The sequence below is a fragment of the Methylobacterium sp. NPDC080182 genome, from assembly GCF_050281105.1.
Taxonomy (GTDB): Bacteria; Pseudomonadota; Alphaproteobacteria; order Rhizobiales; family Beijerinckiaceae; genus Methylobacterium.
Map to the genome: position 1 here is coordinate 401,840 of NZ_JBNNWO010000003.1, position 18,243 is coordinate 420,082.

The 18,243-nt window shown below is 68.9% G+C and carries 27 protein-coding genes; 13 read left to right on the forward strand and 14 right to left on the reverse strand.

Annotated features, from left to right (window positions below; genetic code table 11):
- Positions 1-60: 60 nt before the first annotated feature.
- Positions 61-1,983 carry an ABCB family ABC transporter ATP-binding protein/permease gene (locus ACQKQD_RS07970; protein WP_427508034.1) on the forward strand — a complete coding sequence of 641 codons (1,923 nt, stop codon included), beginning with the start codon at positions 61-63 and terminating at the stop codon, positions 1,981-1,983.
- A gap of 72 nt (positions 1,984-2,055) precedes the next feature.
- On the forward strand, positions 2,056-2,292 hold the full coding sequence (locus ACQKQD_RS07975) for a DUF6894 family protein (RefSeq protein ID WP_091680195.1): 237 nt from the start codon (positions 2,056-2,058) through the stop codon (positions 2,290-2,292).
- A gap of 60 nt (positions 2,293-2,352) precedes the next feature.
- Here the strand turns inward: ACQKQD_RS07975 and ACQKQD_RS07980 are convergent, their stop codons facing one another.
- The 5 genes from ACQKQD_RS07980 to ACQKQD_RS08000 form a co-directional block, all read right to left on the reverse strand.
- Positions 2,353-3,258 carry an NAD(P)-dependent oxidoreductase gene (locus tag ACQKQD_RS07980; protein ID WP_056532754.1) on the reverse strand — a complete coding sequence of 302 codons (906 nt, stop codon included), beginning with the start codon at positions 3,256-3,258 and terminating at the stop codon, positions 2,353-2,355.
- Between the two features lie 380 nt (positions 3,259-3,638).
- A complete protein-coding gene (locus ACQKQD_RS07985) occupies positions 3,639-4,343 on the reverse strand; it encodes a hypothetical protein (protein WP_427508035.1) in 705 nt (234 codons plus the stop codon).
- 179 nt (positions 4,344-4,522) lie between these two features.
- Entirely contained in the window at positions 4,523-5,155 is a 633-nt protein-coding gene (locus ACQKQD_RS07990; protein ID WP_427508036.1) for a hypothetical protein, read from the reverse strand.
- The gene (locus tag ACQKQD_RS07995; protein ID WP_427508037.1) at positions 5,106-5,642 is read right to left on the reverse strand and encodes an NUDIX domain-containing protein; all 537 of its coding nucleotides are present in this window, start codon (positions 5,640-5,642) and stop codon (positions 5,106-5,108) included. Before ACQKQD_RS07995 ends, ACQKQD_RS07990 begins: the two co-directional genes overlap by 50 nt.
- Before the next feature lie 121 nt (positions 5,643-5,763).
- Entirely contained in the window at positions 5,764-6,738 is a 975-nt protein-coding gene (locus ACQKQD_RS08000; RefSeq protein ID WP_427508038.1) for an IS1595 family transposase, read from the reverse strand.
- Between the two features lie 820 nt (positions 6,739-7,558).
- Here ACQKQD_RS08000 and thrS point away from each other — a divergent pair.
- Positions 7,559-9,586, forward strand: a complete 2,028-nt coding sequence (thrS, locus tag ACQKQD_RS08005; RefSeq protein ID WP_020095179.1) for a threonine--tRNA ligase — start codon at positions 7,559-7,561, stop codon at positions 9,584-9,586.
- A 277-nt stretch (positions 9,587-9,863) separates the two neighbouring features.
- The gene (locus ACQKQD_RS08010; protein WP_427508039.1) at positions 9,864-10,874 is read left to right on the forward strand and encodes a diguanylate cyclase domain-containing protein; all 1,011 of its coding nucleotides are present in this window, start codon (positions 9,864-9,866) and stop codon (positions 10,872-10,874) included.
- 16 nt (positions 10,875-10,890) lie between these two features.
- On the opposite strand, the gene ACQKQD_RS08015 is transcribed toward ACQKQD_RS08010, so the two are convergent.
- The 5 genes from ACQKQD_RS08015 to ACQKQD_RS08035 form a co-directional block, all read right to left on the reverse strand.
- On the reverse strand, positions 10,891-11,316 hold the full coding sequence (locus ACQKQD_RS08015) for a hypothetical protein (protein ID WP_427508040.1): 426 nt from the start codon (positions 11,314-11,316) through the stop codon (positions 10,891-10,893).
- Between the two features lie 39 nt (positions 11,317-11,355).
- Positions 11,356-11,589 carry a DUF6894 family protein gene (locus ACQKQD_RS08020; protein WP_026605249.1) on the reverse strand — a complete coding sequence of 78 codons (234 nt, stop codon included), beginning with the start codon at positions 11,587-11,589 and terminating at the stop codon, positions 11,356-11,358.
- 141 nt (positions 11,590-11,730) lie between these two features.
- Entirely contained in the window at positions 11,731-11,985 is a 255-nt protein-coding gene (locus ACQKQD_RS08025; RefSeq protein WP_020095183.1) for a hypothetical protein, read from the reverse strand.
- A gap of 52 nt (positions 11,986-12,037) precedes the next feature.
- Complete coding sequence (locus ACQKQD_RS08030) at positions 12,038-12,223, reverse strand: hypothetical protein (RefSeq protein WP_012318898.1); 186 nt, start codon at positions 12,221-12,223, stop codon at positions 12,038-12,040.
- A 33-nt stretch (positions 12,224-12,256) separates the two neighbouring features.
- A complete protein-coding gene (locus tag ACQKQD_RS08035; RefSeq protein WP_026605250.1) occupies positions 12,257-12,463 on the reverse strand; it encodes a hypothetical protein in 207 nt (68 codons plus the stop codon).
- Between the two features lie 318 nt (positions 12,464-12,781).
- On the opposite strand from ACQKQD_RS08035, the gene ACQKQD_RS08040 reads away from it, so the two are divergent.
- The 5 genes from ACQKQD_RS08040 to ACQKQD_RS08060 all read left to right on the forward strand — a co-directional run bounded on the left by ACQKQD_RS08040 (position 12,782) and on the right by ACQKQD_RS08060 (position 15,214).
- Entirely contained in the window at positions 12,782-13,249 is a 468-nt protein-coding gene (locus ACQKQD_RS08040) for a MucR family transcriptional regulator (protein WP_020095185.1), read from the forward strand.
- A 223-nt stretch (positions 13,250-13,472) separates the two neighbouring features.
- Positions 13,473-13,748, forward strand: a complete 276-nt coding sequence (locus ACQKQD_RS08045) for a hypothetical protein (RefSeq protein WP_026605251.1) — start codon at positions 13,473-13,475, stop codon at positions 13,746-13,748.
- An 85-nt stretch (positions 13,749-13,833) separates the two neighbouring features.
- Positions 13,834-14,208: a hypothetical protein gene (locus ACQKQD_RS08050; RefSeq protein WP_100251999.1), complete on the forward strand. Its 375-nt coding sequence runs from the start codon at positions 13,834-13,836 to the stop codon at positions 14,206-14,208.
- Positions 14,209-14,489: 281 nt separating this feature from the next.
- Positions 14,490-14,672, forward strand: a complete 183-nt coding sequence (locus tag ACQKQD_RS08055; protein ID WP_020095188.1) for a hypothetical protein — start codon at positions 14,490-14,492, stop codon at positions 14,670-14,672.
- A gap of 242 nt (positions 14,673-14,914) precedes the next feature.
- On the forward strand, positions 14,915-15,214 hold the full coding sequence (locus tag ACQKQD_RS08060; RefSeq protein WP_020095189.1) for a PilZ domain-containing protein: 300 nt from the start codon (positions 14,915-14,917) through the stop codon (positions 15,212-15,214).
- 95 nt (positions 15,215-15,309) lie between these two features.
- Here ACQKQD_RS08060 and ACQKQD_RS08065 read toward each other — a convergent pair whose 3' ends face one another.
- Positions 15,310-15,528: a hypothetical protein gene (locus ACQKQD_RS08065; RefSeq protein WP_210383195.1), complete on the reverse strand. Its 219-nt coding sequence runs from the start codon at positions 15,526-15,528 to the stop codon at positions 15,310-15,312.
- A 97-nt stretch (positions 15,529-15,625) separates the two neighbouring features.
- Between ACQKQD_RS08065 and ACQKQD_RS08070 the strand changes: the two genes are divergently transcribed.
- The 3 genes from ACQKQD_RS08070 to ACQKQD_RS08080 all read left to right on the forward strand — a co-directional run bounded on the left by ACQKQD_RS08070 (position 15,626) and on the right by ACQKQD_RS08080 (position 16,451).
- Positions 15,626-15,805, forward strand: coding sequence for a hypothetical protein (locus ACQKQD_RS08070; protein WP_427508041.1), 180 nt, complete (start codon positions 15,626-15,628; stop codon positions 15,803-15,805).
- A 99-nt stretch (positions 15,806-15,904) separates the two neighbouring features.
- Positions 15,905-16,126 carry a hypothetical protein gene (locus tag ACQKQD_RS08075; RefSeq protein ID WP_427508042.1) on the forward strand — a complete coding sequence of 74 codons (222 nt, stop codon included), beginning with the start codon at positions 15,905-15,907 and terminating at the stop codon, positions 16,124-16,126.
- An 82-nt stretch (positions 16,127-16,208) separates the two neighbouring features.
- The gene (locus ACQKQD_RS08080) at positions 16,209-16,451 is read left to right on the forward strand and encodes a hypothetical protein (RefSeq protein WP_020095193.1); all 243 of its coding nucleotides are present in this window, start codon (positions 16,209-16,211) and stop codon (positions 16,449-16,451) included.
- 51 nt (positions 16,452-16,502) lie between these two features.
- On the opposite strand, the gene ACQKQD_RS08085 is transcribed toward ACQKQD_RS08080, so the two are convergent.
- Entirely contained in the window at positions 16,503-16,754 is a 252-nt protein-coding gene (locus ACQKQD_RS08085) for a hypothetical protein (protein ID WP_056523875.1), read from the reverse strand.
- Positions 16,755-17,190: 436 nt separating this feature from the next.
- On the opposite strand from ACQKQD_RS08085, the gene ACQKQD_RS08090 reads away from it, so the two are divergent.
- A complete protein-coding gene (locus ACQKQD_RS08090; RefSeq protein WP_091925947.1) occupies positions 17,191-17,418 on the forward strand; it encodes a hypothetical protein in 228 nt (75 codons plus the stop codon).
- A 27-nt stretch (positions 17,419-17,445) separates the two neighbouring features.
- On the opposite strand, the gene ACQKQD_RS08095 is transcribed toward ACQKQD_RS08090, so the two are convergent.
- Both ACQKQD_RS08095 and ACQKQD_RS08100 read right to left on the reverse strand, forming a co-directional pair.
- Positions 17,446-17,802, reverse strand: coding sequence for a hypothetical protein (locus tag ACQKQD_RS08095; RefSeq protein ID WP_091682558.1), 357 nt, complete (start codon positions 17,800-17,802; stop codon positions 17,446-17,448).
- Between the two features lie 162 nt (positions 17,803-17,964).
- Positions 17,965-18,213 (reverse strand): hypothetical protein, encoded by a 249-nt coding sequence (locus tag ACQKQD_RS08100; RefSeq protein WP_427508043.1) that lies wholly within the window; start codon positions 18,211-18,213, stop codon positions 17,965-17,967.
- Between the last annotated feature and the right edge of the window lie 30 nt (positions 18,214-18,243).

Consider the following 18,243-nt stretch of genomic DNA (forward strand, 5'->3'; position numbering starts at 1 on the left):
CTCCGGCGCGGCAGCGGGCCTATATGCGGGGCCAGGACATCCCGCCCCGCAGAACCCTTCATGACCGACAACACCGCGCCCGCGGCCGGGACGCCGATCCCGGCCGAGCGCCCCGGCCTGATCGCCACCTACCGGCGGCTCTGGCCGCATCTCTGGCCCCACGGCCGGCCCGACCTGCAGCGCCGGGTCTTCCTGGCCTTCGGCCTGCTGCTCGCCGCCAAGCTGGTGACCATGGTGACGCCGTTCACCTTCAAGTGGATCACCGACGCGCTGGTCGCGGCGGTCGGCGGCAAGGACGAGGCCGTGCCCACCGGCCTCCTCGCCGCGCCGATGCTGCTGATCGCCCTCTACGGCCTCTCGCGGATCGCCATGTCGGCGCTGACGCAGGTGCGCGACGGGCTGTTCGCCAAGGTGGCGATGCACGCGGTGCGGCGGCTGGCGCTCCAGACCTTCGAGCACATGCACCGCCTGTCCCTGCGCTTCCACCTGGAGCGCAAGACCGGCGGCCTGACCCGGGTGCTGGAGCGCGGCCGCGCCGGCATCGAGGAACTGTCGCGCCTGATGGTGCTGACCCTGGTGCCGACCATCGTCGAGTTCGTGCTGGTGCTCGGCGTGCTGGCCTACGAGTTCAACTGGACCTACGCGCTGACCGCGTTCCTGACGGTCGCGGCCTACCTGGCCTTCACCTACAAGGCGACCGAGTGGCGGATCGCGATCCGCCGCCGGATGAACGCCTCCGACACCGACGCCAACACCAAGGCGGTCGACTCGCTGCTCAACTACGAGACGGTGAAGTATTTCGGCGCGGAAGTGCGGGAGGCCGGCCGCTACGACGAATCGATGGCCAAGTACGAGAAGGCCTCGACGCAGACCTACGTGTCGCTGGCGGTGCTCAATGCCGGGCAGGCGGTGATCTTCACGCTCGGCATGACCGTGGTGATGTGGCTCGCGGCGCGCGACATCCTGGCCGGGCGCACCACGATCGGCGGCTTCGTGCTCGCCAACACAATGCTGGTGCAGCTCGCGATGCCGCTCAACTTCATGGGCATGATCTACCGCGAGATCAAACAGGCGCTGATCGACATCGACGACATGTTCCGCATCCTCGGGCAGAACCCCGAGATCGCCGACCGGCCGGGCGCCGCCCCGCTGACCGTGGCGGGCGGCACGGTGCGGTTCGAGGACGTGCGCTTCGCCTACAATCCCGAGCGGCCGATCCTGCGCGGCGTCACCTTCGAGATCCCGGCGGGCCAGACCGTGGCGGTGGTGGGGCCCTCGGGCGCCGGCAAGTCGACGCTCTCGCGCCTGCTGTTCCGGTTCTACGAGCCGCAAGGGGGCCGGATCAGCGTCGACGGGCAGGACATCGCCGCGGTGACGCAGGCCTCGCTCCGGGCGGCGATCGGCATGGTCCCGCAGGACACGGTGCTGTTCAACGACACGATCGGCTACAACATCCGCTACGGCCGGGCCGACGCCACCGACGCGGAGCTGCGGGAGGCGGCCCGCCTCGCCCAGATCGACCGCTTCGTCTCGGGGCTGCCGGAGGGCTACGACACCCCGGTGGGCGAGCGCGGCCTGAAGCTCTCGGGCGGCGAGAAGCAGCGGGTCGCCATCGCCCGCACGATCCTCAAGGCGCCGCCGATCCTGGTCCTCGACGAGGCGACCTCGGCGCTCGACTCCTTCACGGAGGCCGAGATCCAGGCGGCGCTCGACCGGGTCAGCCGCGGCCGGACCACCCTGGTGATCGCCCACCGGCTGTCAACGGTGGTCAACGCCGACGCGATCCTGGTCCTCGACCACGGCCGCATCGTCGAGCGCGGCACCCACGCCGCGTTGCTGGAGGCCGGGGGCGTCTACGCGGCGCTCTGGGACCGCCAGCGGGAGGCCGACGCCGCCCTGGAGGTGCTCCAGCGCGCCGACGCGCCGGTGCTCCCGCCCCGGACGGGCCACGCCGCCGTGCCGGAGACCGAGGCCGCGGAGTGACCGAAAGGCCACACGCGGTCCGCGCAACGCGGCCGGGACGCAACCGGAGGCGGTAAGCGCGGTTCTGCGGTTATGCCGCACTTCTACCTGCACATCCGGGACGGTCAGTGGCTGGTCGAGGATCTCGACGGCGCCGACCTGCCCGACCTCGACGCCGCCCGCACCGAGGCCGAGCGCTCCGCCCGGGCGCTCTTGGAGATCCAGCGGGTCGACGGCGCGGTGCTGGCCGGGCAGGCCTTCGAGATCGCCGACGCGTCGGGTCAGGTCCTGGCGGTCGTGCCGCTGAGGGACGTGCTCGAGCTGCCGTAAGATCCAGGGCGCGGGCGGGTCGGTCGGGATCGACCGCCCGATGGCCGCTACGGCCGGCCCCTACGGCCGCGACCGCACACGGACCCCGAGCAGGTCCTCGAACGGCAGCACCATGGCGCCCTTGTCCCGGTCGCCGTGGCCCTGGCGCAGGGCGGTCTGGTAGGTGGCGGTGGCGGCCGCCGTGACCGGCATCGGGAAGCCGTTCTCCGCCGCGACCGCCGCGGCGGCGACGAGGTCCTTGTAGGCCGCCCCCATCGGGTAGCCCTCGTCGAACTGACCCCGGAGGATCCGCGGCACGAAGTACTGCGCCGCGTAGCTCCGGCTCGTGCCCGTCGTGACCACCTGGGCGACCTGATCCGGGTCGAGCCCCATGGCGACGGCCATCGGCAGCACCTCGGCCAGCGCCGCGATGTTGATGTCGTAGAGCACGTTGTTGATCGTCTTGGTGAGCTGGCCGGACCCGGCCGGGCCCATGTGCAGGATTGTCGTGCCGATCCGCTCCAGGAGCGGGCGCACCCGGGCGACCGCCCCGGCCGCGCCGCCGCACATCACGGTGAGCGTCCCGGCCTCAGCGCCGGCCGGCGCGCCGGAGACGGGCGCGTCGACGAAGGCGCGTCCGGTCGCCGCCACGGCGCGGCCGACCGTGAGGGCCTTGGCGTGCGCGATGGTGCTGAGGTCGACCACGACCGCCCCCGGGGCGAGGCGCTCCGCCAGGGCGCCGTCCCCGAGGAGGGCCGCCTCGACGGCGTCGCCGTTCGGCAGGCACAGGAACAGCACGTCGGCGCCGGCGGCCTGGCCGGGATCGGTGGTGGCGACGAGGCCCGGCGCGGCGAGGCCGGCGAGGCGCGCCGGGTCGGTGTCGATCGCGACGAGCGTCTCGGCGTCGGAGCCCCGCTTGGCCGCGAGGTTGCGGGCGATGGGGTGCCCCATCGCGCCGAGGCCGAGGAGGGCGAGGCGCGCGGCCATGCGGGTGTCCCTGTTCCGAGTGTCCGGGCGCCTCCTGTCCGTGCGGGGGAGGCGCCGCGCCAGCATGTCGCCGGACGGGGCCGTCTTCCAGCCCCGGCCCTGGAATTGCGGCCGATGGCTTCTCGGCACCGACGTCCTTGCGAGCGGAGCGGAGCGGGCCAGGGTCGCGCCCCGCTCAACGACGTCGCGCGGCCCTGGGTCGCTTCGCTGCGCTCGCGATGACGGAGATGGGCGTCGACCGGGGCGCGCGGCTCAGTTTTCCTTGACAATGTTCCTAATTATATACCTGACAAAGCAGACAGGGACAAGCTCCTGTGGCAAAATCGGTCTTTGGCCGCACGGCCTTAGCTAGGTTTTGTCCGCTGTGTCGAACGAGGAATTTAAGACTGACCACCCGATTGAGGTGACGGATCAGATGCTTGAGGCTGGAGTTCGGGAGATTGAAGCGTGGCATCCTGAGGGCATTCTTGATCCTCTAGCTCGCTCAATGGCTCGGGACGTGTTTCTCGCCATGATTGCCGCTCTGCCTCAAGAGTATCGCGAAGCATTTTGACTTGAGCATGATAGATATTGAACACATTCTTTATGTCAACGATCTGCGCTGAGGTGTATTGATATTTGTGGCCAGCGCCTGTCAGGTGCTTGTTTTTTGAGAAGTTGTAAGGCGGCGGCCCGAGATAAAACCCCGAACCATATGCTCCTGAGAAAACCATTACGGTGCCGTGGGCGATGTCGTTCCTTAGGCCGCTCAATTTTCCAATTTCCTCAATTATGCGGTCAAAAAGAACACGATCAAATGGCATGGACGCAAAGTATGCCTGACTAGCGGCGACAAGCATGTCTCGACGGGCGCCGAATGCCATAGCAGAGCCATATGCAAGCTGCGGCGCAATTGATGTCGTGTCGCAGAGCAACGCGAACAGCGCAGCTAATTCGGTCTCAAGATATTCCCACCGGCTTAGGGCGTGCCCTACGGCGCGATAGATGTCGTCCTGGGAGGCGTCCCCTGTTGGGAGGACCGGAGGTCGATCCCAGAGGTTTGATGAGGTAGGCTTGCTATGGTTTTGCCGGGGCTTTGAAGCCATGACCGATCACGATGCGAAGCGACGATCCGCTAAGGGCGCACAACCCGAGGATGCCGACAAGGCTCTGATAAACGCTCAACCCGATTGGGCTCGTATGGGCGAGATAGCCGACCGGCTGCTGTCCACGCCGCCAGATCGGCAGGCGGTGGGGAAGGCGCTGGCGCCGAAGCGAAAGCGGCTTAGGAGCCCTGCCGCTGACTAGACGCATTTTTTGTCGGCCGATCATGAACAGACGCGGCGCCAAACCAAGCCAAAATTCCGAACATGATCTGAACAGCTATAAGTGCTACGAAAATCCATTGCGTTGCTTGCAAAATGGATCCTGGATCTGGCTTCTTTGCCTCGCGCTCCTTTCGACCAAATATTACATTGATATACTTTCTTTGGCCGGGAGTGACTGCAATCCCAAGGTGCAAATCAGGATCTTTCAGCCCTTCCAGTTGGCGGAATAACCCAAGCTCACGCTCAACCAAAGTCTTTGTAAGGACTGCTTGACGAGAGTATTCTTTCCCCTTGGAGATCGCTCTAGAGCCAAATGTTGTCACCGCAGCTAGGATAAAAAAATAAATCATTAGCAGGAATGAGGCGAAAAAACTGTCGTTGTATATCTTAAAGACCGCAGTCCCGGCGGCAATGCCAGACACTGCGAGGCCGATGTAGAATTTGACACGGTCCCAATTTAGTTGAACGTTGAACCTGTACTCGGCGATTGCGGCGTCATAGACCTTGAGAAGAAGGTCGCGTTGAGCTTTGACTGCGTCCTTATCTGGCTGGCTGCCATTTTGGGATTTCGCGAAATCTTTTATAGACATGCAAAAAGGTCGCCGTGAACCGATCTGGCTCCTGTATGAGTAGCCTGTCTAGCGTCGCAAATCGATAGTAAGATACATTCTCAATGCGGCTTTTATCAAACTGCCCACTGTAGTCGTATGGGAAGGTATAGATTTGAATGAATTTGGACACCTCTTCATCGTGCATCTCAATGAGGTCAACCGGCCAAAGACGAAAGACCTTATTGATCCCAAGTTCCTCTTTCAGTTTACGCCTTGCTGCGCGCTGATAAGACTCACCGGCATGCAAATAGCCAGCGACAGACGAGCCTAGCCGCGCTGGGCTGCGCGGATGATTTTGAGGCAGTTTCTGCAACAGCAGTGAGGTTCGATCCAAACTGCGGATAAGGATGTGGACGGTGCGAAAGTTTGCCTTTTTGGCGAACACCTCGTTGCGGGGGATCTGCCCAATAGGTTCGTTCCGTCCGTCAACGGCGTCGATCACCATAGACATGTGAGGATCGCTCATAGCCGCCTCGCTGGCATATAGCATACCACACGGTGTTGCCGGTCCAAGGACTCCAGTAAGGCCAAGCTTGATTTATCAACACTTAAGCTTGCGCCCGCGACTCGCTTTCCACACCTTTCTCTCATCCCTGTAGGTGTCGTTCGGCGCCGTCAATCCGCCGATAGGTGAGGCGCTTGCCTGCCATGCCCTCAACGAGGCGGCAGGAGCGCTCATAGTCGCTGAACCCGACCGCGATGCGATGGTTGTAGCGGAAGTCGAACTCGGCGAGGTAGCGGTGAAGGTGCTTCTCACCACAGTGCTGATAGATGCCCTTCATGCCGCGCTTGAAGATCGAGAAGAAGCCTTCAATCGTGTTGCTGTGGATCTCGCCACGCACGTACTCGCCAACCGAATGCTTGACGGTGCTGTGTTCTGCGAAATGCGCCGACAGTCCGGTGTAGAGGCGGCTTTCGTCCGTGTAGAACTTGGACTCGCGAGCGATGTTGGCCTTCACGATCTCGGTCACGACCGGCTTGGTGGCAACGGCCGGGTGGAACGAGCGGACAGAGCCGCCGCGCTCGACCAGTGACACGATAGCGAGCTTGTTGGACGGGCCTGAGCGACCGCCCTTGGTGTAGGGCAGGCCCTTGCGCTTCGGGGACGGGCGGCTCTCCTCCGTCTTGCCAAAATACGTCTCGTCAGCCTCGACCGTCTTGCCCTCGCCGCCGATAGGGCCAGCGTCAGCGGCCGGGCGCATGGCCTCGCGCAAACGGTGGGCCATGAACCACGCCGTCTTGTAGGTGATGCCGAGCATGCGGTGCAGCTGGTGGGCCGAGACACCCTTCTTGCTCGCCGCCATCAGGTGCGTGGCCATCACCCACTTGTGCAGCGGGATCTTGGATCGCTCCATGACGGTGCCGACTGTGACCGTGAATTGTTCACGGCAGGCGTTGCACTGGCAGACGCCGGGGCGGTGCTTCTTGCCCTTGAGGCCGGTGATCGCAGCCTGATCCGCATTGCCGCAGTGAGGGCACACCTTACCGTTCCGCCAACGGCGAGCCTCAAGCCACTCGCGGGCCGCGGTGTCGTCGTGAAAGCGGGGATCAGAGAGGTTCATGGCGAGAGCCGTTCGTTCGATAGCCCGAACTTACCTCGACCGTTCTGCTTTGTCACGTATATAATTGCGACAATGTTCCTATTTTGTGCTTCCTGACCGCACCTGTCCGCGGCGGCCCGGGAGCGATCCCGGGCCGTCCTTCGGGGGCCCGCCCGGTGGCTGACCGTGCGGGTCCGGGGACGGGGCGGCGCCCGCGTCGGTGGCTCTCAGCCGCCATCGCCCCGGGCGATGGACCGGTGCGGGGCGTGCCTCGGACGCGGGCGTGAGACCGGGCGGCACTGTGCCCGGCGGGGTGAGGAAATGCCCCCGCGCCGACCCGCCTCTGGGCCGACCCTGAGCGACCTGCGGACCCGCCCACTACGAGGCGGGGGACGGCTGGAAGGCCACGGCGCCGATGCGGGTTCCGGAGGTGCGGGCACGGCGTGCGAGTACGGCGTGCCTGCACCTCGACAGAGACCGCTCACGGGGAGTCGCAGGACCGGGACGTCGGAGACGTCGCGACGAGACAGACGGCACCGGCCGGGGACCATGCCCGGCCGATGCCGCGGGGCGCCGCGGGGATCGGATCCCGCGCGTACTTGGCCGACACCTGGGTTCCCGCGGCGTCCCGCGTCCCTCGTGCTCGCCTCCCGGGCCATGCCCCCGGCGCCACACGCGCGCGGGGACGATCACGCGCACCCGAACGGCGGACGAAGGGCAGGGATGCGTGAAGTTGCGCCGCACCGTTGTTCCCTCGCCCGAGAAATCGGTCTACACGGCCGCTCCCTCGAAACCGCTTACCTGCCCCGTATGCAGGACTGAGCCCGGAGACGCTCGTACCATGCCGATTCTCACCTTCCCCGACGGCAACACGCGGGAGATCGCCGCCGGCACGACCGGCCGGGCCGTGGTCGAGGGCATCGCCAAGTCGCTGGCCAAGCGCACCGTCGCCATGGCGCTCGACGGCACGGTCGCCGACCTCGACGACCCGATCGACCGCGATGCCCGCATCGAGTTCCTGGACCGCACCGACCCGCGCAGCCTGGAGCTGATCCGGCACGACTGCGCCCACGTGCTCGCCGAGGCCGTGCAGGCGCTCTGGCCGGAGACGCAGGTCACGATCGGCCCGGTGATCGAGAACGGCTTCTACTACGACTTCCATCGCGAGACCCCGTTCACGCCCGAGGACTTTCCGAAGATCGAGGCGAAGATGCGCGAGATCATCGCGCGCGACGCGCCCTTCACGAAGGAAGTCTGGACGCGCGAGGACGTGCGGGCGCTGTTCGCCGGCAAGGGCGAGGGCTTCAAGGTCGAGCTGGTCGACGCGATCCCGCCGGGCGAGGACCTGAAGATCTACCGCCAGGGCGACTGGTTCGACCTCTGCCGCGGCCCGCACATGACCTCGACGGCCAAGGTCGGCACCGCCTTCAAGCTGATGAAGGTCGCGGGGGCCTACTGGCGCGGCGACTCGAACAACCCGATGCTGACCCGCATCTACGGAACGGCCTGGGCGAACCAGGCCGATCTCGACGATTACCTGCACCGGCTGGAGGAGGCCGAGCGCCGCGACCACCGACGGCTCGGCCGCGAGATGGACCTGTTCCACTTCCAGGAGGAGGGGCCGGGCGTCGTCTTCTGGCACGCCAAGGGCTGGACGATCTTCCAGGAGCTGATCGCCTACATGCGCCGGCGCCTGCGTGGCGACTACGCCGAGGTGAACGCCCCGCAGATCCTCGACAAGGCCCTGTGGGAGACCTCCGGCCACTGGGGCTGGTACCGGGAGAACATGTTCGCCGCGCAGTCCGCGGGCGAGGAGGCCGAGGACAAGCGCTGGTTCGCCCTCAAGCCGATGAACTGCCCGGGCCACGTGCAGATCTTCAAGCACGGCTTGAAATCCTACCGCGACCTGCCCCTGCGCATGGCCGAGTTCGGGATCGTCCACCGCTACGAGCCGTCCGGCGCCATGCACGGGCTGATGCGCGTGCGCGGCTTCACGCAGGACGACGCCCACGTCTTCTGCACCGAGGACCAGCTCGCCGACGAGTGCCTGAAGATCAACGACCTGATCCTCTCGACCTACGCGGATTTCGGCTTCGACCAGATCGTCGTGAAGCTCTCGACCCGGCCCGAGAAGCGCGTCGGCTCCGACGCCCTCTGGGACCACGCCGAGGACGTGATGACCCGCGTGCTGGCGCAGATCGAGGAGCAGTCGGCCGGCCGGATCCGGACCGCGGTCAACCCGGGGGAGGGCGCGTTCTACGGGCCCAAATTCGAGTACGTGCTGCGCGACGCCATCGGCCGCGACTGGCAGTGCGGGACCACGCAGGTGGACTTCAACCTGCCCGAGCGGTTCGGCGCCTTCTACATCGACGCCGACGGCGCCCGGAAGCCGCCCGTGATGGTCCACCGGGCGATCTGCGGCTCGATGGAGCGCTTCACCGGCATCCTGATCGAGCACTTCGCCGGGCACTTCCCGCTGTGGCTGGCGCCGGTCCAGGTGGTGGTGGCGACGATCACCGGCGAGGCCGATCCCTACGCCCGGGACGTCATCCGCACCCTGGAGCGCGCCGGCCTGCGGGTCGAGGCGGATCTGCGCAACGAGAAGATCAACTACAAGGTCCGCGAGCACTCGCTCGCCAAGGTGCCGGTGCTGCTGGCGCTCGGTCGCCGCGAGGCGGAGGAGCGCACGGTCTCGATCCGACGGCTCGGCAGCCAGCAGACCCGCACGCTGCCGCTGAGCGAGGCCGTGGCGGCCTTCGTGGAGGAGGCGACCGCGCCCGACATCCGCCGCGCCGAGGCCGTCGCCGCGACGGTCCCGACCAGCGACACGGTGCTCGACGGCCATCACGGCCCGCACGACGCGCCCTGACGCGCCGCCGATAGACGTCGTCCCGGGGGCCGCGCGGCGCCCCCCGGGACGTCGGCGCAGCCCGACCGCGCGGACCCGTCGACCGACAGAGTTCGCGCGCCGCGATCACCACCTCAACTTGAGGATGGTCAATCTCCGCGAAGATCGCTCAACGCGCACGACTTTCGTCAAGGTTGGCGAAAGGAATCCCATTCTATGAAGACCGGAGACTAATTTCCGAGCCGGCACGTTCCGGCGATCGCCCGACGACGCTGTCGGGCGTTTCGGGGGACCGGCCATGGCGGCGGAGGCGGGCAGGGCGGCGACGAGGCTGGCGCGGCGCCACCGGCAGGCGGCCTGCGCCCGGCGCCAGGACGGGCTCGGCCGCGGGCGCAAGCTCGGACCCGGCATCGTCCAGGCGCTGGACTCGCTGCCGCACGGCCTGTGCCTGTTCGATTCCGCCGACCGGCTGCTGTTCGTGAGCGACGGGTTCCGGCGCCTGTTCGGGCCGCCCGCGAACCGGATCCGGCCCGGCATGCATGCCCGGGCGGTGGGCGCGGCGAGCGCCGCGGGGGCGGTCCCGGCCGACCGGGATCCCTGCGGCCTCTGGGCGGCGCGGCGGCGGCTCCTCGCCCGGGGCGCGACCGATGCCGTGGTCCAGACGCTCGCGGACGGGCGCCAGGTCGCGATCACGCTGCACCCGCAGGCCGGCGGCGGCTGGACCGCCCTGTGGGAGGACGTGACCGAGCGCCGCCGGGCGGAGTCGCTCCTGCGCTACATGGCCCACCACGACCCGCTGACCGGCCTGCCGAACCGCCACCTGTTCGCGGCCCGGCTCGACCGGACCCTGGCCGACCTCGACGGCGCGCCCTGCGCGCTGCTGTGCCTCGACCTCGACGGCTTCAAGCCGGTGAACGACCGCCACGGGCACGCGGTGGGCGACGCGCTCCTGCGACACCTGGCCGAGCGCCTGCGGGCGGCGCTCGGCGCGGGGGATTGCGCCGCGCGGCTCGGGGGCGACGAGTTCACCATCCTGCTCGGCGACGCGGCGCCGGCGCCGGCCCTCGGCTTCGCCCTGCGCCTCCAGGCGCGCCTCGCCGAGCCGTACGATCTCGGGACCGGATCGCCGATCCGCATCGGCGCGGCGATCGGCGTGGCCTGCGCGCCCCTGCACGCCACCCGGCCTGAGGCCCTGGTGGAGCGGGCGGACGCGGCGATGTACGCGGCCAAGCGCCTCGGCCACCCCTACCTGTGGGACGACGCGCTGGATCTCGGGCCGGTCGGTCCGGGCGGCGCGGCTCCGGCCTGAGGCGGCCGGGACGGTCTCAGCGCGCCTTCTCGTGCTCCGCGAGGCCCACGGCCCTGTAATCGTAGGTCGGGAAGAACTCGGTCCGGTACGCGCCCCAGGCGGTGTCCTCCAGGACGCGGTTGACCTCACGCAGGCGGGAGGCGGGCAGCCGCAGGACGATGATCTGCCCGATCCCCATGACGACGTTCCACGAGACGACCTCGATGCCCGGCGGCGGGAAGGCCTTGTAGAAGCCCTGCTTGGCGAGCTGCGCGTTCAGCTCCGCCAGCGGGCGGGACTGGTCGTGGCGCAGGAAGACCGTCAGCAGCACGGCGTTGTCGGCCGTCGCCGCGGCGGATCCCGTGGGCGGGGGCGGCGCGGTCTGCGCCCCTGCCGGCCCGGCGGCGGCGAGCAGCAGGAGCGCCGCCGCGAGCGAGCCGGTCAGACCTGTTGAGCGTCGCATACGATCTCCCGCTTTCCCGACCCGCGCGCGGCCGGGCCGTCAGCCGCCCTCGACATCGTAGGAGAGTCGCAGGCGCAGGCGGACCGCGCCCTGCTCGTCGCGCACGGCGAGCACGTAATCCTGCCGCTCCATCGGATCGGTCAAGCCCTGCGCGAGCCGCGTCAGGATGCGCACCGCCTGCGCCCGCGCCGCGGCGAGATCCGGAAGATCGAAGCCGTCGCGGTCGCGAACCAAGTTGGCGCCGTCGTGGAGGTCGATGAAATAGCGGGGCACGGATGCGAGCTCGGCGAGCGCCGGAGCTCGCAAGGATCTGTCTCCGCTGTTTCTACGTAGTTTCCGGAGGGCCGCAATCGGAGGTCGCCCGTGTCGCACCCCCAGACGCGGCCGGATGTAAGCCGGGACCCGCGGGCCGCATCAGCCCCCCAGCAGGCTCTCGGCGAAATCGTCCGGAACGGTCCCGAACTGGCCGAGGATCGTGACGCCCTCGAGTTCCCCGGTCTCGTCGTCGGCCACGACCCTGAGGGCCGCCGCGCCGGGCATGCGGGCGGCCAGCGCCTCCGCCTTCTTGAGGGCGCCGAACTCGCTCTGCGCGGGCTCCTGACGGGCCGGCCGCAGGCGATTCCGGTGCAGCTCGAACGGCTGCACGAGGTAGGTGGTCTTCAGGGCCATTCCGGCCTCCTCGGCGCGGCGCGCGGTGGCGAACGGACCGCGGCGCGGTCCGCTACAGGCTGCGGGTGGTCACCCCGAGGGCGAGCAGGGCGTAGGCGCCGATGAAGAACCATTGCCGGTGCGCCACGACGGTTTTTCCGACCATCGGGATGCGCGTGTAGAGGCTGGCGACGGCGAGGCCGATCAGCACGGCCGACACCAAGAACGTGAGCAGGCGCGGGGCGGAGAGCGTGGGCATGCCCCATGCTCCGCCGGTACGCTTACCGAACCGTTACCGGTCGAGCCCGGGCACGAGGGGGCGGTACGCCGTCAACGGGCCCTGCGTTCCGGGAAGCAGGCCGACCTCGGCGAGCCACAGGACCATGATCGCTCCGGCCAGGAGCGTCGCGAGCGAGGCCAGCCGCCCGGTCCACCGCCGCAGCACGAACATGGCGACCACGACGGCCAGCAGGGCGATGAGGAGGGCGAGCATCAGCATGGCCGCGCCATGCCACGACCGGGGCGCTGCGTCACCGCGGATGACGGCGGAACGGCCCATCGGCCGGCCCGGGCCGACTTCAAGTCCGCCAGATGCACGTTCTGGTCGTTCTGCAGAGCGGAAACTCTACCGCAGTCGATAGGCCGCCTCGGACGGCGCTCGGAAATACTCCGCCGGAAATCGCCAGAAATGGCCGGCCGATCTCCGCGGCGGGCACCCCGATCATGCACCGGAAGCGGCCCGCCAACGGTTTTGTAACTTGCATTCAGTGCTCAAAAGTAGCAGATCCCGGGCGAGGGGCACACCAGGAATCTTACAGTGTCAGAAGAAACCACAGGGCCCAACTCCAACTTCATCGAGCTGGCGGGCGATATCGTCGCCGCCTACGTGTCGAACAATCCGGTGCCGGCCGCGGAGCTTCCGGCCCTGATCGCGCGCGTGCACGGCGCGATCAGCGGGCTCGTCACCGGGACTCTGACGGCGGAGATCGGGGCGGTTCCGCAGGCCGAGGTCGAGAAGCCGAGCGCGGCCCAGATTCGCAAGTCGGTCCGGCACGACGGGATCGTCAGCTTCATCGACGGCAAGACCTACAAGACGCTGAAGCGCCACCTGACCAGCCACGGCCTGGATCCGCGCAGCTACCGCGACCGCTACGGCCTGCCGGCGGACTATCCGATGGTCGCGCCGAGCTACGCCGAGCAGCGCTCCGCCCTCGCCAAGGCGATCGGCCTGGGCCAGCCCGGCGCCATGGCCGAGCGCGAGCGCAAGGGCCGCAAGGCCGCCTGAGGATGACGACCTCCGGGGGCGCCCCGCTCGGCGGGGCCCCCTCGTAACGAAGCGCCGCGGAGCCCGGCGCCTCGTGCCGCCGCGCGGCCCAGAGCCGCGCCGAGACCGTTGCATCGTCGCCACACACGTCCAGGACATCGCGGGACACGGACAAGCTGCCACACTCTGCACAAAGCTGATGCGCACGCCGGGGCCCGAGGATGCTACCGAAGGGGTCGGCGAGATGAAGCGAGAGCAGACGATGACGAGTTCGGTCGTGCCGTTCCCAGCGCATATCGCGCCCGCTGTCGTGGACGAGGACACCGCGTCGATCATCGCCGTGCTGCAGGATCAGCTGGCCCTGGCCCGCGAGGGTCGCCTGCGCTCGGTGGCGGTCGTCTCCGTCTCGGCCGATGGCGAGGCGGTCGGCACGCAATGGTCGTGCAAGGGCTCCGATATCAGCAACCTGATCGGCAAGCTGACCGTTCTGACCCACGACCTGATGGCCGCCCGGAAGTGACCGGCCGAATCTGACGGGGCGGGCGCGGCCGCCCGGTGCGGCGTTCCGGAGACGGCTCCGGCATCGGCCAGAAGGAATGCCCCGGATGACTCGCGCCCTGCTGTTCGCCGCCCTCCTGGGAACGGCGGTCGTGCCGGGCACCGCCCGGGCTGCCGAGGAGGCAGACGACACCAAGCGCGCGGAGACGATCCGGGGTCTCGTGCGGATCGTCGGCGCGCAGGCCGGCATCGTCCTGCACTGCCGCAAGCTCTACACCATCGACGACACGGTGTCCGAGGGCCTGTCCCGCACGGTCCGCCGAGCCCTCGACGCCGGCCTTGGCCACCAGCGTGCCCGGAAGGCCATCGCCGAGGAGGGCCGGCGGGTCGCGGACGAGATCGCCGCGGTCGGACCGGAGCAATGGTGCGCCGACCAGCGCGACCTGCTCAACACGGACGGCGTCCGCGTCTTCATCGACTGACCGCGCCGGATCCCGTCCCGGCGGGGCACTCCCCGCGGCCGGCCGGTCGATGCCCCTCGTGAAGGGCAGCCCTGGCCGCGCGCGACTTCAGTCCTGTGCGGATCAGATGAGAGCGTCATTCCGGCCGCTGTTCCGCAGTGCAGAACAGATGAACACCTTGTTCACCGCGCTCTCGTCTGTCATGTTTCGACGACGGACGAGACTGAACAGATCAAGCCGGTCGCACTCGTCCGTTTACAAGAGCCCTCAAGGGCCGCGAGACCGGCGCATAGGGAAACGCCATGTCTCGATCGATCCTGCTGGCCCTCGCTCTCGTCGTCTGCGGGGCCGCCGTGACGCTGTTCGCCTTCCTGCGCGCGCCCCAGTCGAGGGAGTTCGCCGGGTGGGATGCGGCCTTCATGGGCGGCATCGGGGCCGTCGCGCTGGGCTTTCTCACCACCCTCGTCGAGGTCGTGACCGAGTAGGTCGATCCTGAGGCCGGTCACACGCGCCGAGCGGTCCGACCGAGGCCGTCTCCGTCCCTGCGGATCCGTCGCCCCGGTCGCTCGGGGGGCGGCGGTGCTCCGCGCATCCGGCCTCCGGCCGAGCGCGCATGAAGAGCGCAGAATTCACAGGGACGGCAGCTTCCCGACAATTCGAGGCATTTCGCAAACCGCCCTTGAACCCGGGTGACCGATCCTGTCGGGCAGAGGTTCTCGAGGCGGTGATGTTCGAACGACGCAGCGCTCCACGCACGCTTCTCAACGAGACCGGCAGCATCTCGGTCGACGAGCATCGAAGCTTGCCGTGCATCGTCTACGACCGATCGGCCGGCGGCGTGCGGGTCGCGCTCCCGGATGCCGAGATCGTTCCGGACAGCTTCATCCTCAGCATCGATGCGAGCAGCGAGATCCTCGTCTGCCGCGCCATCTGGCGCAAGGCGGAGGAGATCGGCGCCACGACCGACATCCCCGAGACGGCGCGGTCGGGCCGCGCGAACCTCTGGCGCGAACTCGAGGCGACCTGACAGGCGCCTGCCTCGGGTCGACCGGCGCTCGGCGCGGCCAGAGTGTCGTCGGCAGGGTCGGGGGCGGCGGGGCTCCCGGCGCGCGCCGACGCGCGTCACTCCCAGTCGATGTTGAGCGAGCGCTCGAAGGCGGCCGCGGAGAGTTCCTTGCCCTTCGGATCGGCGACCGTGATCTCGCGGAAGCCGCGCCGGGCCAGCTCCCAAGTCTTCTCCATCGCCTGCTCGTCCGTCCCGCAGGCGAACGTCATGACGCGCCCGGACGGATCAATCCCCTTGACGGTGAACACACCACTCTCCCTGCTCGCACCTCCCATATAGAGCCGCGATCCGCGTCGCGCCTCCCGCCATCGTGACGGAGCCCCGGGACCCGCACACGCCCCGTCGCGTTGGCTGCAGGCAGGGAGAGACCGCATGACGCGCGAGACCGCAGACCCGACGAGCCGCGGACCGGACGCGCGCGAGGCGGACGAGCCTCCGGCGGAGCGCATCAAGGCGGCGCCGGCCACGATCCCGACCGAGGATCCCGAGGTCGGCCTCGCGCAGAAGGGCAGCGGGGAAGAGGCGATCGTCCGGCGCGAGACGGAGATCTGACCGGTCGCGCCGACGCGCGGGCGATCCCTGGACGCCGGTCCATGTGCGATGCACAAACGGGCCGGCCGAACCCGGATGGCGGCCGACAGGAGACCACGCATGGCACAGTGCATGGCACAGTCGTCGGGCCACGAGGTCCCGACCCAGATCCGCGACGTCGCCGGGACCGGTCTCGCACAGGCCCGGACGGCCTTCGGAAGCGTCGTCGGAGCGGCGCGCCGCGCCCCCGACACGGTCCGCACGAAAGGGGTGCGAGGGCAGGATACGGCCCGGGAAGCGGCGGCCGCCGCTCGCGACGCTGCCGGGGCGGCGTCGCACTGAGCGGGAGAGCCGAGCGGCCTCTGGGCGGGTGGCCGGCGGCCCTTCGCGGCGCTGCCGGCCGTGTTCGGACGCGGAGTTGGAGATGATGTACGGGGAGGTTGGCCGCTTGGCGGATGAGAGCCTGCGGCTGGGCCTGAGACAGGCCGAGAACGCCGTCCTGCTCGCGATGGCGGCGCAGTATGCGTGGGCGGATCTGTGGTTCGAGGGGTACCGCGCGGCGGGGACTGCCCTCAGCACCGCGCGCGATCAGCGGGCGCGGACGCGGCGCCTGATCCGTCGCGGCGTGGAACCGTCGGTGGCCGCGCAGGAATTGCACATCGTCTGAGCGTCGGCCGGAGACGGAGCAGCCCGGGGCGCTCCGTCTCCGGCAGCCGGCTCAGCGGCTCGCCTCGACGGCGGCCTGGACGATCGGCCGGCCGAGGGACGAGACCGTCCGATTGACGGTCGCCGGCGCGGCGACGGGCTGGGGCGTGGTGGTCAGATCGTGGATCGCGCGGATCTGCTGGGCGGGCCGGGCCTGATCGCGATAGAGCGGCGGCGTCAGGTGCAGGCGGTCGTCGGCGGCGGCGAGGCCCGTGAAGGCCGCCGAGGTGAGCGCGGCCGACGCGAGGATGAGGATCGTGCGCATGGTGCGTCTCCGGTTCGATCGCGGTGTCGACCGCGGGATGCGATCGACCAGCGCATGAGACCACGGATTTGTGCGTCGCGGCATGCATTTTTCGCATTGCACCATATCGCCAGGACGGCACGGTACTGCAGTGTTTCCCAGGAATTCTCAGCCGTGAATTCAGGCACCGATCCCGCGCGCCATGCATTCGATGCAAATGAACTAAACTTCCACCGGCACGTTCTCAAATCAAACTTGAGGAGCGGGTGATTTGTTTTTCGCGCGCGCCCCCGAACCGATCGAAACCGCCGGGCGAGCGCGCGCGTTGCTGGCGTCGCGGCCCGTGGCGCGAATCGGAGACCGCGGCGCCAGATCCGCGTCACACGGGCACGCACACAGGCACGGTAGAACGCCCACATCCCGCCGAAGCACTCTGCGAAGCACCACGAGAGCGCCGATGACGCCCTCCGACCTCGACAGACGAGCCGAACTGACCATCTGGCCCAAGGGCACACCGGCCCGCGCCGCGGAGGGGCGGCCGTTCGCGACCCTGCGCGAGGCCCTCGCCGTCGCGATCGCGGCGATGGAATCCGGCGAGGCCCAACCCTGGATCATCACTGAGGCCGGCGACATCCTCTCGCCGCGCTGGATCCAAGCGAATTCCCGAGCGCGGGCGCCGCACTAACCGGCGCCGCGCCGGAGGCGGATCGGATCAGCAGCCGATGCAGATGTCGCGGACCACGTGCTGGTGACGCTGGCCGGTGCGCTGGTTCGGGAGCTGCCCGTCGATCGACGAGAGCCCGCTGCCCAGGCCCCGGAACCGGCGCTCGACCGCCGGAACGGAGGCCGCCCTGACCGGAGCGGGCGGCTCCGCGGCCGCGGCGGGGGTCGGTGCCGCCGTCGGAGCGGGCGCGGGCGCCCCGTTGGCCATGCCGGGATCGGGCAGGGTCAGGGCCATGCCCGGCACCGGCGGGACCTGCGCGAACTCGCCCGCGCGCCCCGGCAGGGGCGCGACGACCAGAAGCGCGACGGCCGGGACCGCGACGACGCGCCGGTTCAGCGGATGCATCACACTCTCCTGCCTCGGGAGCCGGCACGCCACGGACCCCGTGCCTCTGGGCCATCGCCGGATCGGCGCCCGCTCCGATGACGGAACGGGGCCGGCCCCGGTTGTGCGCGGCGGAGCGGGGCGCCGCCACTCATCCATTCGGCGGAGCGTGCGCCGGGCGGCTCAGTAGGCCCGACCGTAGAAGGGCTGCGAGACCGGGCGATAGCGGTCGCTCACCGGCCACGTATAGGGCTGCTCCTTGCCGGTGCGCAGGTCCGAGCGGAATTTCGGCTCGTTGAAGCCGATCCCGTGCAGGCCGGCCGTGCCCTTGGCGCCGTGGGCCTTCGGCCCGGTATCGCGCGCCAGGGCAGCGCCCGAGACGCCGATCACGAGAGCGGCCGCGAGCGAGACGCGGCCCAGCATGACGTTCATCTCTGTCTCCTGTCCCGGCCGAGGTGCCGG